Below are 17,683 nucleotides of genomic sequence, written 5' to 3' on the forward strand. Positions count from 1 at the left end.
GGCGACGAGGGCAGGATTCGAACCTGCGTCCACCCGGGATCAGAGCCGGGCGCTCCTCCGCAGAGCTTCCTCGTCGCCACCGTGATCATTTCTTGGGCCACCGCGTGGGTCAACTGATTTGCAGGCGCGGACGCGTGGGGATGGCCGTCGATCACGTCCACTCTTGAGCGGCAGCACGCTTGTCCTTGCCGGAGAAGACTCCTGCCGACCGGAGAGCGCTGGCCATGAGTGGGTCGGCGACGGCGACTCCGTGTACCAGCTCGGGTGTCCGCCGGTAGGCGACGGCCTCAGTTGATGGCCTGGGAGCGGTCCAGGCGCCAGCTATCGGGTCCACCCGATGCCGGGCGCAGACTGCTTCGATGAGGGAGCGTGGACATTCCTTCTCACCCCGGAGTACTTCCCAGGGCAGAGGAAGCTCTGCCCAGACGTAGGTGTCCGGGTGCAGCCCGCCCCCGCTCACGCGGTGCCAGTACGCCACGTCGGCCGCCATCAGGCGGGGCACCTTGCCAGGGCAAATCCGATCCAGGATCTCGTCCTGCCCCAGCTCGGTCAGCAGCGCGAACCAGTGGGCCCGGGCCGTGTTCCATGCCTGTGCGGCCTGGTTCCACGTAGACGAGTCGTTGCCACGGCGCACGATCATCGTGTTGCGTTCCAGCGGATGCCGGTTCCAGGCGTCCTCCAGTAGACCTGCGACCTGGCGTAGGAATCCGTTCCATCGAATCAGCAGCTGTGTGAGGTCCTGGTCGGACACGTGGGCCAGCACTTCAGCTGTGGGGTGCACATGCGCGACCGCGTACCAGCAGGTCCGCTCGGGGAGGTTCCGCAGGCGCTGGAGCAGGGCCTCGGCGACCTCGTCGTAGACCTGACGCTGCCGGCCGTTGGTGAAGACGCTGCGCATGTAGCCGCGTGCCGTGATGTAGGCGATGAAGGCTGCCGTGTCCGGGTCTGTGGCGAACAGCTCGTACGGGAGGGCGTGGGCGAGCGCGCCTTTGCCGGTGATGGTCACTTCGCGGAGGCGCTGCTCGTGGATGAGCCGGGCCAGTTTGGCTTCCATGCGGCGCAGTAGTCGGAAGCGCTTGTTGTACTGGCGTTTGGAGATCTCACCGAGGCCAGCCGCCGTGCGCTCGGCCCGGTTGAAGCGGTCCAAACCGAAGTCGTTCTGCCCGTATGCGCGGCCGATTTCCTCACCCGCTCGCCGGATCACCGCCTCGATCTGGGCGGGATCATCCCCGGCGTTGTCCGGAACGTCCGGCACGCTCATGAACAGGCTTGCCGCTCGGGCAAGCTGGCGCTGTGCACCAACCGGGCGGGCGAATTCCTCCTGCATGGAGGTATAGCCGTGCCAGAGGTTTCGCAGGGAGTGCTCAGCGGCCTTGGCGAGTGCCGCCTCGGTTGCTGCATCGAGGCCAGAGCCCTGGGCGGCGTACAGATCCTGGATGAGCCGGGCCACATCTTCCGGACGCTTGCGCAGTGTGAGCGAGGCGTGCAGTTCCCGGAGGAGCTGTTCGAATGTGGGCGACGGCATGAGCCTCACCTTGTCATCAGCACGATCAGGTCTCCACTGCTTATCTGCACGCCGCAGTCGCAGAGCGAGTTACGGAGCGGTGGTCTCGGCGATGACCGGCCTTGAATCCGAACTGGCTCGCCGTTCTGCGTTGCTCGCGCCCAGGAATACGAGAGCTCCGGAAGAAGTGCGCTGCGCCAGTAGCCCAGGCGGGCTCCAAACTCCTGCCGCTCAAGGGGCTCCTCCCCGCCCAGTGCCGCAACCCCGTCGAGGACCAGGACCTGCTCGACCTCATCTGCGGCGCCCGCCTGGATACTCCTGCGCCGGAAGCCCTCAAACGGCTCGCGAGTACTTCACCGACCTGCGGATCCCCTCCGCGATCGCCCTCGCCTCCTGGCCGCCGGCCAGGGAATTCAATCCCGCACCGCTCGCCAAGGCCGTCGAGCATCACCTGACCACGCACCGTCGCGAGATCGACGCCCTCCCTGGTGAGCTCCGGCAGCACACCTGGGACCGGCCACCGAAGTCGGCCATCGCCTCAGGCGTTCTCCTCCACACCGCGGACCAGATCCTCGCCCTCGACCAGCACGACCGCGACGAAGCCCTCAGATCCATGCTCCGCTCGGGGCCCGGCCCGGACTCCGGGAAATGGGGACGGACCGACCTTCACCTGTTCCACGCTTCGCTCTCCTTCCGCAGCGCGGTCATGCAGGCCCGAGACCGCCGGTCGCAGAATCTGGCGCGGGGTCCCAGCAGCCGACTCGATCCAAACAGCTACCGCCCAGAACACATCCCTCAGTGGCTGCCGGACCACTGGCTGCAATATCCGAACGGCGACCTCCTCGCCCCACGCCTCCGGCATCCGATGCAGCGTCGAGCAGCCGCCGTCCGGCTCATTCAGATGGTGTCCGACATGGGCGTCCAGGCCGCAGCACGCTTCCTCGGCATCCCCGACACATGGCCCGAACGCCGAGCCGGCAATCAACGCCTGCCCATCGCCCTGTTCCTCAACGACCGAGAAATCGAACTCCTGGCGAACCAGATCAGCGACACCACCACTGGGCCACTATCTGGGCGCAGGTCACTCCGAGGCCCCGGCACCACCCCACCCTTCGACAACCCATGGAAGCACCAGGCCGCTTCGGAATTCGTCTGGTCGCGCGTCACCGGCAGCGAGCGCGCGCTCGCCCCTCTCATCCCCGCCCTGCCGCCCCAGCTACGGCACCGCAGGCACTGGGGATCGATGCCAACTGTCTCGCCACGCCGGGTTTGAACACCAATTACACCCAGCTCAAGCCACTCCTGACGGAGTACGCCGACCAACTCGCCAGCACGGTCGACAGCAGTAAAGTGCCTGGCGAACAGCAGAAGCCGCAGAGTCCACAGGTCGAGACCGAAGCTCACGAACGGGCTTCCTTGCGTAGGTCAGGATGAGCCGCGCAGATGGTTGGTCCTCGCGTACCTCTCCCGAGCCGCGAGGACATCGGCCGTGTGGTTGATCGACCAGTTCCGGAGGGCGGCGAGCGGCTCGCGCAGGCTCACTCCCAGGGGGGTCAGCCGGTACTCGACCCTGGGCGGGACCTCGGGGAACACCTCTCGGGTGATCAGGCCGTCCTGTTCGAGATGGCGCAGCGTCTGGGTGAGCATCTTCTCGCTGATGCCCTCAATGCTGTCTCTGAGCATGGCGAAGCGGTGCGGACGTCGGTCGGCCAGTTGCCCCAGGACCAGGACGGTCCACTTGTCGCCGATGCGATTCAGCAGGTCGCGCGAGGGGCATTCCCGTGCGTACGGATCCCAGGACGAGTCGGTGGCTGTCACGGCCTTCAGTATAGGCGTGGTGAGTAGCTTACTTTCAGGTCGGTACTTCCCAATGGAAAGTGAAACGGGTTAGGAATGGGCCGGTAAGTCTCATCCACGAGGAAAAGGGGGCTCCGGTGCCCAGTACCGAGTCTCAGGCGTTGCACACCCTGCTGGAGTCCATGACCCGGCGCATGACCGACAACCCCGACATGGAACTCTCCATCCTGCGGGCCATCATGGACGAGCTCTCCGCGCAGACCGCCGAACCGACCGGCGTCACCTACGAGGAGACCGTCGCCGGCGACCGCCCGGCCATGTGGTGCACCCCGCTGAACGCCGTGCAGGACCGGGCGATCCTGTACTTCCACGGTGGCGCGTTCATCGGGAACTCCATGCACTCGCACCGCAAGCTCGCCGCTCACGTGGCGAAGGCGACCGGGGCGCGGGCTTTGATCCTCGACTTCCGGCTCGCGCCGGAGCACCCCTTCCCCACCCAGTTGCAGGACGCCGTCGCCGCCTACCGGTGGCTGCTGGACGAGGGTTTCCAGCCCGGGCATCTCGCGACCGCGGGGGACTCCGGCGGCGGCAGCCTCGCTGCCACCACCGTGCTGAAGCTGCGGGAAGACGGCGATATGCCCCTGCCGGCCGCGATCGTCGCGCTGTCCCCGTGGTTCGACACCGAGGCCGGCGGTGAGAGCCTCGACACGAACGCCCCCTACGACCCGTTCCTCAGCCGCCCGTTGGTCCAGCAGCTGGCCGCGATGTTCCTCGGCGGGGCCTCCCCGGCCGATCCCCTGGCGAATCCACTGCGCGCTGACCTGTCCGGGCTGCCTCCCGTCCTGCTCACGGCGGGCAGCCACGAGGGCCTGCTGGACAACGCCGAGCGGTTCGCCGCACTCGCCGAGAAGGCAGGCGTGGACGTCACCTTGGAGGTCGCCGCCGAGATGCAGCACGTCTACCCGCTCATGGCCGGGCGTGCTCCCGAGGCCGACGAGACCATCGCTCGCGTGGGCACCTGGCTCGCGCCCAAGCTCGGTCTTCCCGCCAGGTAGATACGCGCATCCGGTGTCCAGTGGGTCTACGGGCCGGTGGCCTGAGCCGATGGCGCGCTGACGCTCGGTCAGCCTCGGATGCGGGGGGGGGCGGGGTAGTGCTCGTCGGTGACCTTCTCCAGCCAGGTTGTCTCCGGGCTGCCGTCACCTCGGTCCTCCCACAGCGCCAGGTGCTCCATGAAGGCGTCGGGGGTGACCCCGTGCCAGTGTCCCTCTCCCGGCGGGGTGTAGACCGTGTCACCGGGGCGGGCCCTCGATGACCGTGCCGTCCCGGCCTCCGACCAGGGCGATGCCCGACACGATGTGCAGGGTCTGGCCGAGAGCGTGGGAGTGCCAGTCGGTACGGGCACAGGGTGCGAACCGTGCGAGGTTCAGCCGGGCCCGTGACGGTTCCTGACCGGCGTAGATGACGTCCCACCACACGTCACCGGTGAACCAGTCGGCCGGTGCCTTGCTGGTCGGCTGTTTCTTGAGTATCTCCATGCGTTGCTCCTTGAAACGGTTGGAGGCGGCGTCGGAGGCAGGTCCAGTTGTTGTGTTCGAGGATGTGTCGTCCACGCGGGGGATCACTGGTACGGGACCCGTATGGCCGAACGCGCCGATCGGCCGGCCACACGGGTCCCGTTTGCGGGCCCGAGACGAGGGCCCGGAATCTGCGGCGCTCAGCCGAAGAAGCCGCCCACGGGGCCTCGGACCGCCTGGTCGACGAGTTCCCTGACCCGGTCGGCGGTCACCGGCTCGCCCGGGGCTTCCCGGAACCACCGCTGCCACTCCGGTTCGCCCATCCGCGCCGCCGGGCTCGGGCCCTGGTACGGCTGGACGTAGACCGGCGTGCGGGGCTCGCAGCGCCAGGAGTCGGCGAGGGTGCCGATGTCCACGGCGTCGTAGCCCAGGACGTCCATGAGACCGATGACCTCGGCCTTGGCGACCGGGTCGGCACCGGCGACGGGCAGGGCACTGCGGTCCGGTGCGCCGGCGGGACGAGCCCGGGTGTACAGGCGGATCCAGTCCATGTTGTGGAGCGCCTTGACGACACGTGAGTTCGCCAGGTGCTGCTGGAGCAGTTCACTTGAGGTGATCTCGCGGCTGTCCAGTTCGGCCATGCGGCCGTCACGACCCGGGTAGTAGTTCATGGTGTCGATCACGATCTTCCCGGCCAGAGCGTCGGCAGGAAGCTTGTGGTAGACGCCCAGAGGGACGGTTGCCACGACGACGTCGCCCGCTTTCGCCGCCTCCTGCGGCGTGGCCGCGCGGGCGTGCTCGCCGAGTTCGGCGACCAAGTCGGCGAGGGTCTCGGGGCCACGCGAGTTGCTCATGACGACGTCGAGGCCGGCGGAGACGGCGAGACGGGCGAGCGAGCCGCCGATCATGCCGCTTCCGATGAAGCCAATGGTTTCGGTCACAGTGCTGAACCTCCTGTTGCATGCGCCCCGAGGGTGCGCCCTTTGTGACTGCGGTGCTCAGTGACCGTGGCGGTCCAGCTGGGCGTGGAGCAGGTTGGGGTCGGTGGCGGTGGCGTAGGCGGCGCTGGTGACGTAGACGTCCTTGCCGCGCACCGCCACGGAGGTGGGGTTCTGTAGGCCGTCAGCCGCGTTCAGGACGGTGGTGTTCTTGCCGTCGCCCGTGATGTGCACGACCTTGTTGGGCTTGTTGAGGGCGGCGAGGATCTCGTTGCCGTGGCCGGTGAAGGCGAAGTCGTCGATGCCCTGTAGGCCGGTGGCCCTGATGGCTGGCCTGCCCGCACGGTGGTCGTTGCCGATGGGGATGCGCACCACGGTGCCCTGGTCGAGGTTGGTCACCCACAGGGCGCCGTTGTGCACGCGTGCCCCGTTGGCTCCGAGGAATCCGTGCGGGGCGAGTTCTGGTGCCGTGGACCAGGCCGTCGCGCGTCCGCCCTGTGCGGGCATGGACCAGACGGTGCCGAGGGAGTCCGTGATGTAGATGGCGTTCGAGCGGGGGTCGAAGGCCAGTCCGTTGGGCAGGCTGTTGGCCGGGAGGGCAACGATGCGCTCCGGCGTCTTCTGCCCCGGCTTCAGGCGCCACAGCCCGGTCAGGTCCGTGGTGCCGGTGGCGTACAGGGCGTAGAGCGTCCCGTCGGGGGTGCGGGCGAGTCCGGTGGCCAGGGCGAAACCGAGCACTGGGGTGTGCACGCCGCCGTCGGCGGGTGCCGGCAGCGTGGCGAGGATGTGTGTGGTGCCGTAGCGGTCGACGCGCGCCACCTGGTGGGCGCCTGCGAAGGTCACGTCCACGGAGCCGTTCGGCTCTACGAGGGCGTTCTCCGGGCTCTGCCCCTTGGCCAGATCCAAATGGGTGACGATGTGGGCGCGGGACACCGGCTCCGTGGCGCCCTGCGCGGCCGCCGCCGTGGCAACCGTCGCGAGAGCCAGACTTGCCGCGGCGCCGGCGAGAACGGCGCGCGTGATTCTGGTCTTCATGATTACTCCTGGAATGCGAGCAAGAGCGCGATGGCGCTCAGGAAACGGGGGGCGGCGCTAGGGGAGTTGGAGGGCTGCTGAGGCGCAGCGAGGAAGGAATCCGGGTCACAGGTTCCGGCCGAGCAGGTCCAGCAGGCTGGTCCAGTGTCGTTCGGTGGCTTCGGCGTTGTACGCCTCGGTGTCGGCCATGCTGTAGCCGTGTTCGGCGTCGGCGTAGACCTCGGTCCGGTAGCGGACGCCGGCGTCGGCGAGAGCCTTGTCGAGGCGCTGGATCTGCGCGGGCGGCATCGAGTGGTCCCGGTCGGCGTGGCCGAAGTAGAGCTCGGCGGTGATCCGGTCGGCGGCCAGATGGGGGCTTTCGGGGTCGGCGTCGTCGGCCAGCCCACCGCCGTGGAATCCGGCCGCTGCCGCAACCCGCTCGGGATGACTGACGGCGGTGAGCAGGGCCAGACGGGCGCCCATGCAGTAGCCGGTGATGCCGACCGGTCCCGGGGCGGCCTCCGTGCGGGTCGCCAACCATGCCAGATAGCTGTCGGTGTCGCGCGCCACCGCCTCCACGGACAGCTCGCCCATGATCGGGAAGATCTGCTCGAACAGGGCGGGGCGGTCGTCCGAGGCGATGAAGTCGGGCAGCGGCACGACCGGGGCGCGCCCGTGACGGTAGAAGACGTTGGGAACCAGAACCGTGTAGCCGGCCCCGGCGAGGCGGTCGGCCATCTTCTGCAGCTGAGGACGCAGTCCGAAAGCGTCCATGTACAGCAGTACGGCCGGGTGTCCGGCGTTGTCGTCGGGGTGGGCCAGGTAGGCGTCGGCGGTGCCGTCCTGGGTGAGGATGTCGACGTTTGTTCCGCGTACGGCGGTCATGGGAAGTTCCTTGCTTGGTTGGGGTGGTGCTCGGCCTGCGGGCCGTGGCCCGGTGGCCGTGTCGCGGGCCGCCGGTTCGGGGGCTGCCGGCAGCGTGGAGCGGGCCCGAAGGGCGAGGTGTGATCAGGCGTAGAGAAGTTCCGCCTGCCACCAGCCCTGCGGCTGGTGGTGCAGGTCGAGGTAGGCGGCGGCCAGGGCTTCGGGGGTGAAGCGCGGGTCGCCGCCGCCGATGTAGCCGGCGACGGTCACGGTCGTCACGTGCACGCCGGTGCCTCGCTGTTGCTTGTACAGGGCCTGGACGTAGGCGCGCAGTGCCGCCTTGCCCACCGACAGTGAGCTGTACTCGGGCGAGGGGTCGAGGGCGAGACCGCCGCCGGTGAACAACAGGCTCCCCCGCCCACCCGGCAGGAGCGGGAGGACCGTCCGGGCTGCGACCATGGCCCCGGTGACGTTCACCGCGAGGGCGCGGGCGAAGTCCCGCGCGTCCAGGTCGGCGGGTGTGTCGGGTGCCAGGAGGGCGGCGTTGTAGACGAGCACCTCCGGTACGCCGAGTTCGTCGGCGGCCTTGACGAGCGCTGTTTGCAGAGCCTCGGGGTCGGCGGCGTCCACCTGGTAGGCGTTCGCCCTGTGACCTTCGGCCACCAGCCCGGACGCGTATTCCTCCAGGCGCTCGCCGCCACGGCCGAACAGTGCCACCGGGTTGCCGTCCCGGGCGAAGGCTTGGGCGAGGGCCAGGCCGAGGCCGGGGCCTACACCGACGATGAGCGCGGATCCGTTGCTCATGATTGCTCCTCCAGCTGCCGTGTGTTCCTGCGGCCCCGTGAACTGCGCGGCGGCCGGACGTCCCGCCTGCGATGAGCGGACGATCCCGGGCGCGGCCGGGGCAGCGGACTCCATGCAACCTTCCGGGCGAGGGACGAGGGAGAGCCTGATGACCCAGGTACTGGCAGGACCTCCCAGGTCACGCTCGCGCCGACCTAGCCTCGGAGCATGGACAGGCATACACAGATCCGGGAATTCCTGACTTCCCGGAGAGCGAAGATCACCCCGGAGCAGGCGGGACTGCCCGCCTTCGGCGGGGACACACGCCGGGTTCCCGGACTGCGCCGCGAGGAGGTCGCCCTGCTGACCGGGATCAGCGTCGAGTACTACACCCGCCTGGAGCGCGGCAACGCCCGCGGTGTCTCCGACAGCGTTCTGGACAACCTCGCCCGTGCTCTGCAGCTCGACGAGGCCGAGCGCACGCATCTGTTCGATCTGATCCGTGCGGCGAACGCCGCCGCCCGTTCCCGCCGGGCCGCCAAGCAGCAGATTCGTCCTGCCGTCCAGCGCATCCTGGACTCCATGGCCGTCCCGGCCTTCGTCCGCAACGCGCGCCACGACACGCTGGCCGCCAACCAGCTCGGCCGCGCCCTGTTCTCACCGATCATGCTCGGTCAGGCCCTGCCGGTGAACAACGCCCGGTTCATCCTCCTGGACCCGCGCGCGGTCGACCTCTTCCCCGACTGGGAGGACATCGCTGGCGACACCGTCACCACGCTGCGTTGGGCCGCCGGCCGCAACCCCTACGACAAGGGGCTGACCGACCTGGTGGGCGAGCTGTCCACGCGCAGCGAGTTCTTCCGCACGCGCTGGGCCACGCACAACGTGCGCATCCAGTGCAAGGACCTCAAGACGTTCCACCATCCCGCCGTCGGCGATCTGGCGCTCTCCTACGAGTCGATGACCATCGACGCCGATGCCGGGCTGACCCTGGTCGCCTACAGCGCCGAACCCGCGACGCCCTCCGAGGACGGTCTGCGCCTGCTGGCCAGCTGGGCGGCCACCGTCGAGGGCGAAGAGAACATGCGGCAGTCGTCGACCACCTGATATCCAACCGGCGGACGGCCTCGGGCCCCAGGCACCTGCCGGTGATCGAATCAGCCGAGTGCCCGGGCCTCAGCCGGTGGGAGCCTGTGTGCTCTGTTCGTCCTCGACCGTGGCGGCCCAGTCGGCCAGCCGTCCCAGGGCCTTCTCCGACGGGGAGGCGGGCTCGGCGCTGTAGACGGTGAGAATCAGGCCGGCGTCCGAGTCGACGGTCATCGACTCATAGGACACAGTGAGGTCGCCGACGGCAGGATGGCGGATGGTCTTCACGCCACCGCGGTGGATGCGGACGTTGTGATCGGCCCAGCGCCTGCGGAACAGCTCACTGTGCGCGGACAGCTCGTCCACCAGGTCGGCCAGCGCCTTGTCATGCGGACTACGGCCCACCTGCCAGCGCAGAGCGGCGATGGTGTCGTTGGCGACGGTCTCCCAGTCAGGGAAGAAATCGACCGCACGCGGGTCCAGGAGGACGAACCGGGCGTTGTTCACCGGCAGTGTCCGGCCGTGCATGAACGGTGAGAACAGGGCGCGGCCGAGCCGGTTGGCGGCCAGGGTGTCGAAGCGAGGTGTACGGACGTACGCAGGAAGACCGACCAGGGCATGAAGGATGCGCAGGACGGCAGGCGGAATCTGCGGCGCCTGCGCCCCGCTCGATGGGGCAGCGCCGTCCGCGGAGCGCACCAGATCGAACAGATGCGTGCGCTCGGCCTCGTCGAGCTGAAGCGCACGAGCGAGGCAGTCCAGGACGCCGTCGGAGACACCAAGGGCGTTGCCCCGCTCCAGGCGGGTGTAGTAGTCGACGCTGACACCGGCCAGAGAGGCGACCTCCTCCCGACGCAGTCCGGGAACGCGCCGTGCGTCACCACCGTAGGCGGGCAGTCCTGCCTGCTCCGGGGTGATCTTGGCCCTCCGGGAGCTCATGAAGTCGCTGATTTCTTGGCGCCTGTCCATATTCCGAGGTTATGCCCGTGCCGTCGCGCTGAGGGGGACTGCCAGTACCTGGGTTCTCAGGGTCTCCCTCGTCCGTCGTGGGAGGGGTTGCATGCATCGTGTCCGGCGGTCGGCAACGGGGCCGCCGCCCGCGGATTCGGCAGAGAGGATGAGAACGGCATGCGTACCACCAGTCTGGGCAGCAAGGGTCCTGAGGTCGGCGTTCTGGGGCTGGGCTGCATGGGCATGAGTTTCGCCTACGACATGGCCGCGCCCCGTGACGACGAGACGTCGGTCTCCGTGATCCGCCAGGCGCTCGACCTGGGCATCACCCTGCTTGACACAGCCGACGTCTACGGCCCCTACGTGAATGAGGAGCTGGTCGGCCGGGCCCTGGCCGGCGGCCATCGCGAGCGCGCGGTTCTGGCGACGAAGGTCGGTCTGGTGAGCGTGGGCGGACCGGGCGAGGTCCGTACGGTTCCCAACGGACGCCCCGAGCACGTACGTACGTCGATCGACGAGAGCCTGCGCCGGCTCGGCACCGACCACGTGGATCTCTATCAGTTGCACCGCGTCGACCCCGACGTGCCCATCGAGGAGACTTGGGGAGCGATGGCAGAGGCCGTCGCAACGGGCAAGGCCCGGCACATCGGCCTGTCCGAAACGACCGTCGACCACATCAAGCGGGCGCAGTCGGTGCACCCGGTGGCCTCGGTGCAGTCCGAGATGTCGCTGTGGACCAGGGAATGGATGACCGACGTGCTGCCCTACTGCGGAGAGCAGGGCATCGCCTTCCTGCCGTTCTCGCCGCTGGGCAAGGGCTTCCTCGCGGGCCGGTTCACTTCCTTCGACGACCTGCCCGAGGACGACTTCCGGCGCCGGCTGCCCCGCTTCCAGCAGGAGGCTCTACGCGCCAACCTGGCCATCGCGGGCAAGGTACGCGAGATCGCCGAACGGATGGGGGCCACCCCGGCCCAGGTGGCACTGGCCTGGCTGATCGCCCAGGGGCCGTACGTCATCCCCATTCCCGGCACCAAGACCCCCAAGTACCTTGCCGACAATGCCGGAGCAGCCGACATCGAGCTCAGCTCCGAGGACCTGGCCGAACTCGACACGCTGCCCACGCCGCAGGGCGGCCGCTACTGAGGCAAGCCGAGTCCGGCACCGGCTTCGCTACAGCGTGGATCATCGGTGTGCGCGCTGCTGCGAGGGCCCGACCCGGGCGGTCTCAGCGTCCTCGCCGGGGATCGGCCTCCGGGGTCGGGTGACCGTCTACCTGCTCGTGACCGGTGGTGGCTTCCCAACTGGCGAGGAAGTCGAGCGAGTCTTCGGAAGGGGAGCCGGGTTCGGCGGTGTAGGCGACGAGGGTCAGACCGGCGTCGGCGTCGATGGCCATCGACTCGTAGGGCAGGGAGATGGCGCCGACGACAGGGTGCTGGAGCCGTTTGACGCCGTTGCGGTGTATCTGCACGTTGTGGGCCGCCCACCGGGTACGGAAGGACTCGCTGCGCGTGGACAGTTCGCCGATGAGTTCCGTCAGCGCCTTGTCGTAGGGGTTGCGGCCGGCCTGCCAACGCAGCGAGGCGACGGCGTCGTTGGCCGTGGCTTCCCAGTCGCTGAAGAATTCACGGGCCCCTGGGTCGAGGAAGAGGTACCGGGCGTGGTTGACGGGCGGGGGCCGGTCCTTCAGCACCGGTGAGAACAGGGCGCGGCCCAGGCGGTTGACGGCCAGGGTGTCGAAGTACCCGTTCCACACGAGTGCGGGCGTCGACATCGCATCCAGGATGCGCTGCACGGCCGGGCGCACCTGCGGCCGGGCCTTCCGGCGGGGCCGGGTGGTGGCGTTCGCCGCGCGGATCAGGTCGAGGAGGTGGGTTCGCTCCGCCTCGTTGAGCTGGAGGGCACGCGCGAGGTTGTCCAGGACGCTGTCGGAGACACCTCGGGCGTCACCGCGTTCCAGGCGTGTGTAGTAGTCGACGCTCACTCCGGCCAGGAGTGCGACTTCCTCGCGACGCAGTCCGGGAACACGGCGTGCGTCCCCGCCGAAGACGGGCAGCCCCGCCTGTTCGGGCGCGATCTTTGCCCGGCGCGAGGTCAGGAACTCACGGATCTCTTTCCTCCGGTCCATTCTCCGAGGCTAGGCCCGGCCATGGTGGGGCTGGGAGGCCCTGCCAGTACCTGGGTCATCAGGCTCTCCCTCATCAGCCACCGAGCCGGTTGCATGAACGGAGGCCCCGGGTGGTGACGGGAGGAACCGCTCGCCGCACGACGGCGCCGACCACCCCTCTGCCGTGGGGCCGACAGGGTGCAGCCCCGGTGAAGCGGCATCCGCCCCGCTCTTCGGCATCCGCTCGCTCGACCCGCTGTGCCCGTACCGGGGCAGCCACTCGAACGCAACCCCTTCGATCAAGGAAGCAGCACCACGTGTCCACTCCCGAGAACACCGTGCCGCCTGCCCCAGCACGGCCTGGCCCGGCCGGGCCCCGGCAACGGCAGCAGGGGATCAGCCGTGGGCTGACGCTGCTGTTCGCCATCGCCGGCGGTGCGGCCGTCGCGAACCTCTACTGGGCTCAGCCACTGCTGGACTTCATCGCGCGCGACCTGCACGCCTCCGCCTCCCTGGCGGGCTGGCTGGTCACCGCGACCCAGATCGGCTACGCGGTCGGCATCCTGCTGATCGTGCCGCTCGGCGACGTGATGGACCGGCGCCGGCTCATCCCTCTGATGATGCTGATCGGGGCCGTGGCACTGGTGGGATGTGCGCTGGCGCCGTCGATCGGCGTACTCCTCGTGGCCATCAGCGCGCTGGGAGTCAGCACGGTGTCCGGCCAGATCCTCGCCCCGCTGGCAGGGGACCTTGCCGCCGACGCCGAGCGTGGCCGTGTGGTGGGTACGGTCGCCTCAGGAATCCTGATCGGCATCCTCGTCTCGCGCACGGTGAGCGGCCTGGTCGCGAGTATCGCGGGATGGCGCGCCGTGTTCGTGGTCGCGGCGGCTGCGGCGGTGGTCTTCGCCATCTTGCTGCACCGGGCGATCCCGTCGATGGAGCCCAAGCTCCGCATGCCGTACCCGGCGCTGATCGCGTCCGTCGGCCGAGTGGTCCGGCAGGAGCGGATGGTGCGCTGGACCCTGCTCCTGGGCGCCACCGGATTCGGCGTCTTCACCATGTTCTGGACGGCGCTGACATTCCTGCTGAGCGCGCCGCCGTTCTCCTACCCGGTCTCGGTCATCGGTCTGTTCGGGCTGGCCGGTCTGGCCGGCGCCTCGGCCGCCCAGGGAGCGGGCCGGCTCCAGGACCGGGGCTGGTCGCTGCCCGCCACCGGGGCGGGGTGGGCCCTGGCTGTGATCGCGTTCGGTACCGCCGCGCTCGTCGGCCACTCCGTCGTCCTGCTCGTGGTGGCCATCGTGCTGCTGGACATCGCCGTCATGGGCCTGACCATCCTCAACCAGACACGGCTGTTCGCCGTGTCGCGGCAGGCCCGGAGCAGGATCAACACCGCCCTGGTGACCAGCAACTTCGTCGGCGGCGCCATCGGTTCGGCCGCCGCTTCTCTGCTGTGGCAGGCCGGAGGCTGGACAGCCGTGACGCTCACCGGCGCCGCCCTGGCCTGCCTCGCCCTGATCGTGTGGGCGATCGGTCGCCGCGGCCCTCTCGTAGCCGTCGACGCACGGTGACTCAGACCAGTCCATTCACCGCCCTAACCCACGCGCTGTCCGGGCGCGTTGATCCTGGAGGTTCGACACCATGACCAAGACCATCGGATTCATCGGAAGCGGCATGATCGGCAGCTCGCTCGCCCGCCTCGCCGTCGCAGCCGGTCTCGATGTCGTCATGAGCAACTCGCGCGGCCCCGAGACCCTCGCCGACCTGATCGCCGAACTCGGTGACCGGGCCCGCGCGGCCACCACGGAGGAGGCGGCGAAGGCAGGCGACGTGGTGGTGGCAACCGTCCCCATGAGCGCCTACGACAAGCTCCCCGCCGACGCGCTGGCCGGCAAGACCGTGATCGACACGATGAACTACTACCCGGAGCGCGACGGCCACATCGCAGAACTGGACAGCGCGGAAGTGACCTCCAGCGAGCTGCTCCAGCGGCACCTGGCGAACTCCCGTGTCGTCAAGACGCTCCACAACATGGACCACCGCAGGCTGTTCACCCGGGCTCGCCCCGCCGGCGCCCTGGACCGCAGCGCCCTGCCCGTAGCCGGTGACGACCCGGCCGCCAAGGCCGAGATCGTCCGGCTTCTGGACGTCCTGGGCTACGACGCCGTCGGCATCGGCACCCTCGCCGACTCCTGGCGCTGCGAGCCCGGCACCCCCGTCTACGTCTGGCCCTACCTCGGAGACCGCCCGGAGGGGAGCACCAAGGAGGAGGCACAGCGCTGGTTCCAGGAAGCCCCGGGCGAGCCGGTGCCCGCCGACGGGGTCACGGAACTGGTCGACCGGGCTGTCCGGGGCCCCGTGGGCGGCTCCTTCGCCGCCCTGCCGTTCTGGGGCTGAGGTTGGTCCTCTGCCCGGCTCCGCGACAGGGGCCGGGCAGCCGACCCGCCAAACAGTTGCGACGCTGGTTACGCGGCCGCAGCATAAGGCGCCTGCTGGAAGCGGCCCTTCGACATCCCGACTGGCCAATTATGGGTCGACGAAAAGGCCAACTACGATTCGCCACGATGCGATGACGTGGGCTTCTCTGCCCGCCACTGGCCATCATCTATCGCACGAAGTCACAGCAAATGCGACTGAGTGCTTCAGTTGGCCATTGAGTGCCTCAGTTGGCCGCCTTGGTGCTCAGGGTCGTTGATCAACACCTGGCTGCACTCAGCCCTCGTCGGATCGCCACAACCAGCGGAGGGCATCGGGGAGTAGGACGCCGCCGTGGTTGGGGCTGTGACCGCCGTCGCCCAGGACAAGGCGGAAGTCGTAGCCGGCTTCCGCGAGCGCGGCCGCGACGCGCAGGTTGTTGGCGAGCCAATTCCCCGCGGGCTTGTCCCAGCACAGGTCACGATGGCCCGCTTGCAGGAAGATGCGCAGCGGCTTGTTGGGGACACGGGGAATGAGTTCGGGGTAGGGGTTGCCGCCGGGCATCTGCGTGAAGCTGGACAGGAACGCGGTGACCCGGCGGAACTTGTCGGGGCGCAGCCATGCTGCGGTGAAGGCGCAGTTGCCGCCGCTGCTGCCACCGCAAATGCCCCACTCATCGGGGTCCTCGGCGATCGAGTAGTGCTTCGTGACCTCTGGGATGATCTCGCTGAGGAGGAAACTGACGTACCGATCGTCGTATGCGTCGTACTCGGTATTACGGTTCTTCGGATCCTGAGCGCCGGGGAAGATGCCAGGGTCGACGAACACCCCGATGGTGACCGGGATGTCACCACGGTGGACGAGGTTGTCCAGGACGATCGCGCCGCGGACTTCCCCATCGGGGTCGAGGTACCACCATCCGTCCTGGAACACCATGAGCGACGCCGGCTTGGAAGGGTCGTAGCGCGCGGGAACGTGGACCCAGAACTTCCGGGATGTCCCGGGGTAGATCTCGCTGACGTTCCAGTCGAACTCGAACGTCTCGCCGGCGGGCACTCCGGGCTGTGCAGCAGAGTCGGGGCCGTGGACGTAGCGAACGTCTGACTGGTGAATCGGAAGCGGCTGGTAGGGCACCTCGATCGTCACGCGGGCCAACCTAAGAGAGATCGCGAGCTGTCTCAACGGGGTTTAGGGTCCCTTGTGGAAGTGCTGGTCACAGCGATTCGTTGAGGTCGTTCAGAACCGTTCCACTGATCTGCCTGTCGCTCTCTCCCCGTCCCGAGTGAGGAGAGAGCTGCGGCCAACTGTGACGCTCAGGGTGGCCAACCGAAGCGCTCAGTCACAGCAAACCGGGCTTAACCTCGATCTTGCATGACGGTCCGTCGACGGAGTCGGCGGGCCGATTCGTGTTCTGTGGCTGATGACGGGCATGTTGGTGGCCCGGTTGTCGCATCGGGTGGGCGCCGGGTTCCCCATGGCCAGTGACGGGCAAGGCGGAGGATGCGGCGCCGGCCGGTCGTCACGAGCTGGGCGGCGGCGGAGAGCATACGGACCAGGTACGCAAGGGTCGACCGTGGAGCCTGACTCTGGAGGACCGGATCCTGCTCGTAGCGGCTTACTGGCGTACGAACGTGACGCTGCGGCTCCCCCACTGTTCGGGGTGTCGAAGTCGGCCGCCAACGCATCATCGGCCACCTCGGACCGTCGCTTACGCTTCAGCCCCCGCCAGCGGTTCCGTAAGGACGCCGTGCTGATCGTCGACGGCACCCTGGGGCCTGTTGCTAAAGTCCGTGCGGATGTGTACCTGTATGCAGTGCTGGATCTTGACGACACGCGGCGCTCGGGTGTCGGAGGGCGTCCTGGCAGAGCCGGGCATCCCGGCGTTAAGAGACGGGCATCGCGCCGTCAGTGCCGTCGAGTAGGTTCTCTCCGTTCGGCCCAACAGACGGGCCGCCGAACTGGGAGGACTCGTCGCCGTGAGCATCCACATGCACATGCGCGCCGTCGCGGAATCCGAGATCCGGGACGACCACACCTGGCTTGCGGCGTTCATGTGGGAGGCTTGGGAGAATCACCCCGACGAGTACGCAGCGGGCATCGCCGAGTCGATCGACAAGGTCTGGGGCTCCGTCAATGACCTGTATGCCGCTGCGGACGTCCTCGATTTGGGTGCCGACGACTCTTGGGAGCTGCCGATTTACGGCGGGCGGCCAGTGGCTCATAGCGCTGATGCCGACCCCTCCAACCCGCCCCTGGGGATTCTGGAGCCGCCTGGGGTGTCACAGGCCGCAGGCTTCCTCGCACGTGTCTCGTTCGACGAGCTGTGGAACGTCGCCGGTGCCAAGCTCATCTGGGCCGGCTGGGACGAAGCGCAGGTCAGGCAGGAGTTCCTCGACCATCACAGGGGCCTCCAAGAGTTCTACGGGCGGGCGGCCGCAGCGGGCCACGCCGTGGTCAGGGCGGTGTGGGCTTGAGACGTGGTCGCGTGCCGGTCACGGCCATTCGTTGATGGCGGCGACCAGCAATGTCGCTTCATAGCGGACAGCAAGTTTGTCCGTATCGCGTGGCGACGGCCCGCCCCAGCCAGCCCGCGTCACCAACCTCTCCGAACAGCACACCTAGGGCCTGTGTGAGGTCGTGATCATTCTCGGGTTCTGGTCCCGTGCGGGGGTGGGACCTGGTAGGACGCTGAGTGTGACACGTATGCAACTCA

Annotated in this window: 16 protein-coding genes, 1 tRNA gene and 2 pseudogenes; 8 read left to right on the forward strand and 11 right to left on the reverse strand. The window is 68.5% G+C overall.

Going from position 1 to position 17,683, the window contains the following annotated elements:
• Positions 1–2 precede the first annotated feature (2 nt).
• Together ACWGJM_RS36975 and ACWGJM_RS36980 are read right to left on the reverse strand one after the other, a co-directional pair.
• A tRNA-Gln gene (locus ACWGJM_RS36975) sits at positions 3–75 on the reverse strand.
• 76 nt (positions 76–151) lie between these two features.
• On the reverse strand, positions 152–1,450 hold the full coding sequence (locus tag ACWGJM_RS36980) for a hypothetical protein (protein ID WP_453416128.1): 1,299 nt from the start codon (positions 1,448–1,450) through the stop codon (positions 152–154).
• A gap of 307 nt (positions 1,451–1,757) precedes the next feature.
• Between ACWGJM_RS36980 and ACWGJM_RS36985 the strand changes: the two genes are divergently transcribed.
• Positions 1,758–2,777, forward strand: a complete 1,020-nt coding sequence (locus ACWGJM_RS36985; protein WP_453416129.1) for a hypothetical protein — start codon at positions 1,758–1,760, stop codon at positions 2,775–2,777.
• 152 nt (positions 2,778–2,929) lie between these two features.
• On the opposite strand, the gene ACWGJM_RS36990 is transcribed toward ACWGJM_RS36985, so the two are convergent.
• Complete coding sequence (locus ACWGJM_RS36990) at positions 2,930–3,322, reverse strand: winged helix-turn-helix transcriptional regulator (RefSeq protein WP_453416130.1); 393 nt, start codon at positions 3,320–3,322, stop codon at positions 2,930–2,932.
• Positions 3,323–3,438: 116 nt separating this feature from the next.
• On the opposite strand from ACWGJM_RS36990, the gene ACWGJM_RS36995 reads away from it, so the two are divergent.
• Positions 3,439–4,356 (forward strand): alpha/beta hydrolase, encoded by a 918-nt coding sequence (locus ACWGJM_RS36995; protein WP_453416131.1) that lies wholly within the window; start codon positions 3,439–3,441, stop codon positions 4,354–4,356.
• A 68-nt stretch (positions 4,357–4,424) separates the two neighbouring features.
• Here the strand turns inward: ACWGJM_RS36995 and ACWGJM_RS37000 are convergent.
• From ACWGJM_RS37000 to ACWGJM_RS37020, 5 genes and pseudogenes are all read right to left on the reverse strand, one after another.
• Positions 4,425–4,839, reverse strand: a pseudogene (locus ACWGJM_RS37000) ((R)-mandelonitrile lyase).
• A 179-nt stretch (positions 4,840–5,018) separates the two neighbouring features.
• Positions 5,019–5,759 carry an NADPH-dependent F420 reductase gene (locus ACWGJM_RS37005; RefSeq protein WP_453416132.1) on the reverse strand — a complete coding sequence of 247 codons (741 nt, stop codon included), beginning with the start codon at positions 5,757–5,759 and terminating at the stop codon, positions 5,019–5,021.
• Between the two features lie 57 nt (positions 5,760–5,816).
• A complete protein-coding gene (locus tag ACWGJM_RS37010) occupies positions 5,817–6,791 on the reverse strand; it encodes an SMP-30/gluconolactonase/LRE family protein (RefSeq protein WP_453416133.1) in 975 nt (324 codons plus the stop codon).
• Between the two features lie 105 nt (positions 6,792–6,896).
• On the reverse strand, positions 6,897–7,655 hold the full coding sequence (locus tag ACWGJM_RS37015; RefSeq protein WP_453416134.1) for a dienelactone hydrolase family protein: 759 nt from the start codon (positions 7,653–7,655) through the stop codon (positions 6,897–6,899).
• A 123-nt stretch (positions 7,656–7,778) separates the two neighbouring features.
• The gene (locus ACWGJM_RS37020; protein WP_453416135.1) at positions 7,779–8,438 is read right to left on the reverse strand and encodes an SDR family oxidoreductase; all 660 of its coding nucleotides are present in this window, start codon (positions 8,436–8,438) and stop codon (positions 7,779–7,781) included.
• Between the two features lie 207 nt (positions 8,439–8,645).
• Between ACWGJM_RS37020 and ACWGJM_RS37025 the strand changes: the two genes are divergently transcribed.
• Positions 8,646–9,524 (forward strand): helix-turn-helix transcriptional regulator, encoded by an 879-nt coding sequence (locus ACWGJM_RS37025; RefSeq protein WP_453416136.1) that lies wholly within the window; start codon positions 8,646–8,648, stop codon positions 9,522–9,524.
• 69 nt (positions 9,525–9,593) lie between these two features.
• On the opposite strand, the gene ACWGJM_RS37030 is transcribed toward ACWGJM_RS37025, so the two are convergent.
• The gene (locus ACWGJM_RS37030) at positions 9,594–10,472 is read right to left on the reverse strand and encodes a helix-turn-helix transcriptional regulator (RefSeq protein WP_453416137.1); all 879 of its coding nucleotides are present in this window, start codon (positions 10,470–10,472) and stop codon (positions 9,594–9,596) included.
• Positions 10,473–10,631: 159 nt separating this feature from the next.
• Between ACWGJM_RS37030 and ACWGJM_RS37035 the strand changes: the two genes are divergently transcribed.
• On the forward strand, positions 10,632–11,597 hold the full coding sequence (locus tag ACWGJM_RS37035) for an aldo/keto reductase (protein WP_453416138.1): 966 nt from the start codon (positions 10,632–10,634) through the stop codon (positions 11,595–11,597).
• 82 nt (positions 11,598–11,679) lie between these two features.
• Here ACWGJM_RS37035 and ACWGJM_RS37040 read toward each other — a convergent pair whose 3' ends face one another.
• Positions 11,680–12,579: a helix-turn-helix domain-containing protein gene (locus tag ACWGJM_RS37040; RefSeq protein ID WP_453416139.1), complete on the reverse strand. Its 900-nt coding sequence runs from the start codon at positions 12,577–12,579 to the stop codon at positions 11,680–11,682.
• 296 nt (positions 12,580–12,875) lie between these two features.
• On the opposite strand from ACWGJM_RS37040, the gene ACWGJM_RS37045 reads away from it, so the two are divergent.
• Together ACWGJM_RS37045 and ACWGJM_RS37050 are read left to right on the forward strand one after the other, a co-directional pair.
• Positions 12,876–14,126, forward strand: a complete 1,251-nt coding sequence (locus ACWGJM_RS37045) for an MFS transporter (RefSeq protein ID WP_453416140.1) — start codon at positions 12,876–12,878, stop codon at positions 14,124–14,126.
• Between the two features lie 70 nt (positions 14,127–14,196).
• On the forward strand, positions 14,197–14,952 hold the full coding sequence (locus tag ACWGJM_RS37050; protein WP_453416141.1) for an NADPH-dependent F420 reductase: 756 nt from the start codon (positions 14,197–14,199) through the stop codon (positions 14,950–14,952).
• Between the two features lie 315 nt (positions 14,953–15,267).
• On the opposite strand, the gene ACWGJM_RS37055 is transcribed toward ACWGJM_RS37050, so the two are convergent.
• Positions 15,268–16,116, reverse strand: a complete 849-nt coding sequence (locus ACWGJM_RS37055; RefSeq protein WP_453416142.1) for an alpha/beta hydrolase — start codon at positions 16,114–16,116, stop codon at positions 15,268–15,270.
• Positions 16,117–16,511: 395 nt separating this feature from the next.
• Between ACWGJM_RS37055 and ACWGJM_RS37060 the strand changes: the two are divergent.
• Positions 16,512–16,747 (forward strand): annotated as a pseudogene (locus ACWGJM_RS37060) (helix-turn-helix domain-containing protein); the annotation flags it as partial.
• Positions 16,748–16,946: 199 nt separating this feature from the next.
• Complete coding sequence (locus tag ACWGJM_RS37065) at positions 16,947–17,444, forward strand: DUF1877 family protein (protein ID WP_453416143.1); 498 nt, start codon at positions 16,947–16,949, stop codon at positions 17,442–17,444.
• The last annotated feature ends 239 nt before the right edge of the window (positions 17,445–17,683 follow it).

The organism is Streptomyces sp. NPDC054834 (genome assembly GCF_053611185.1).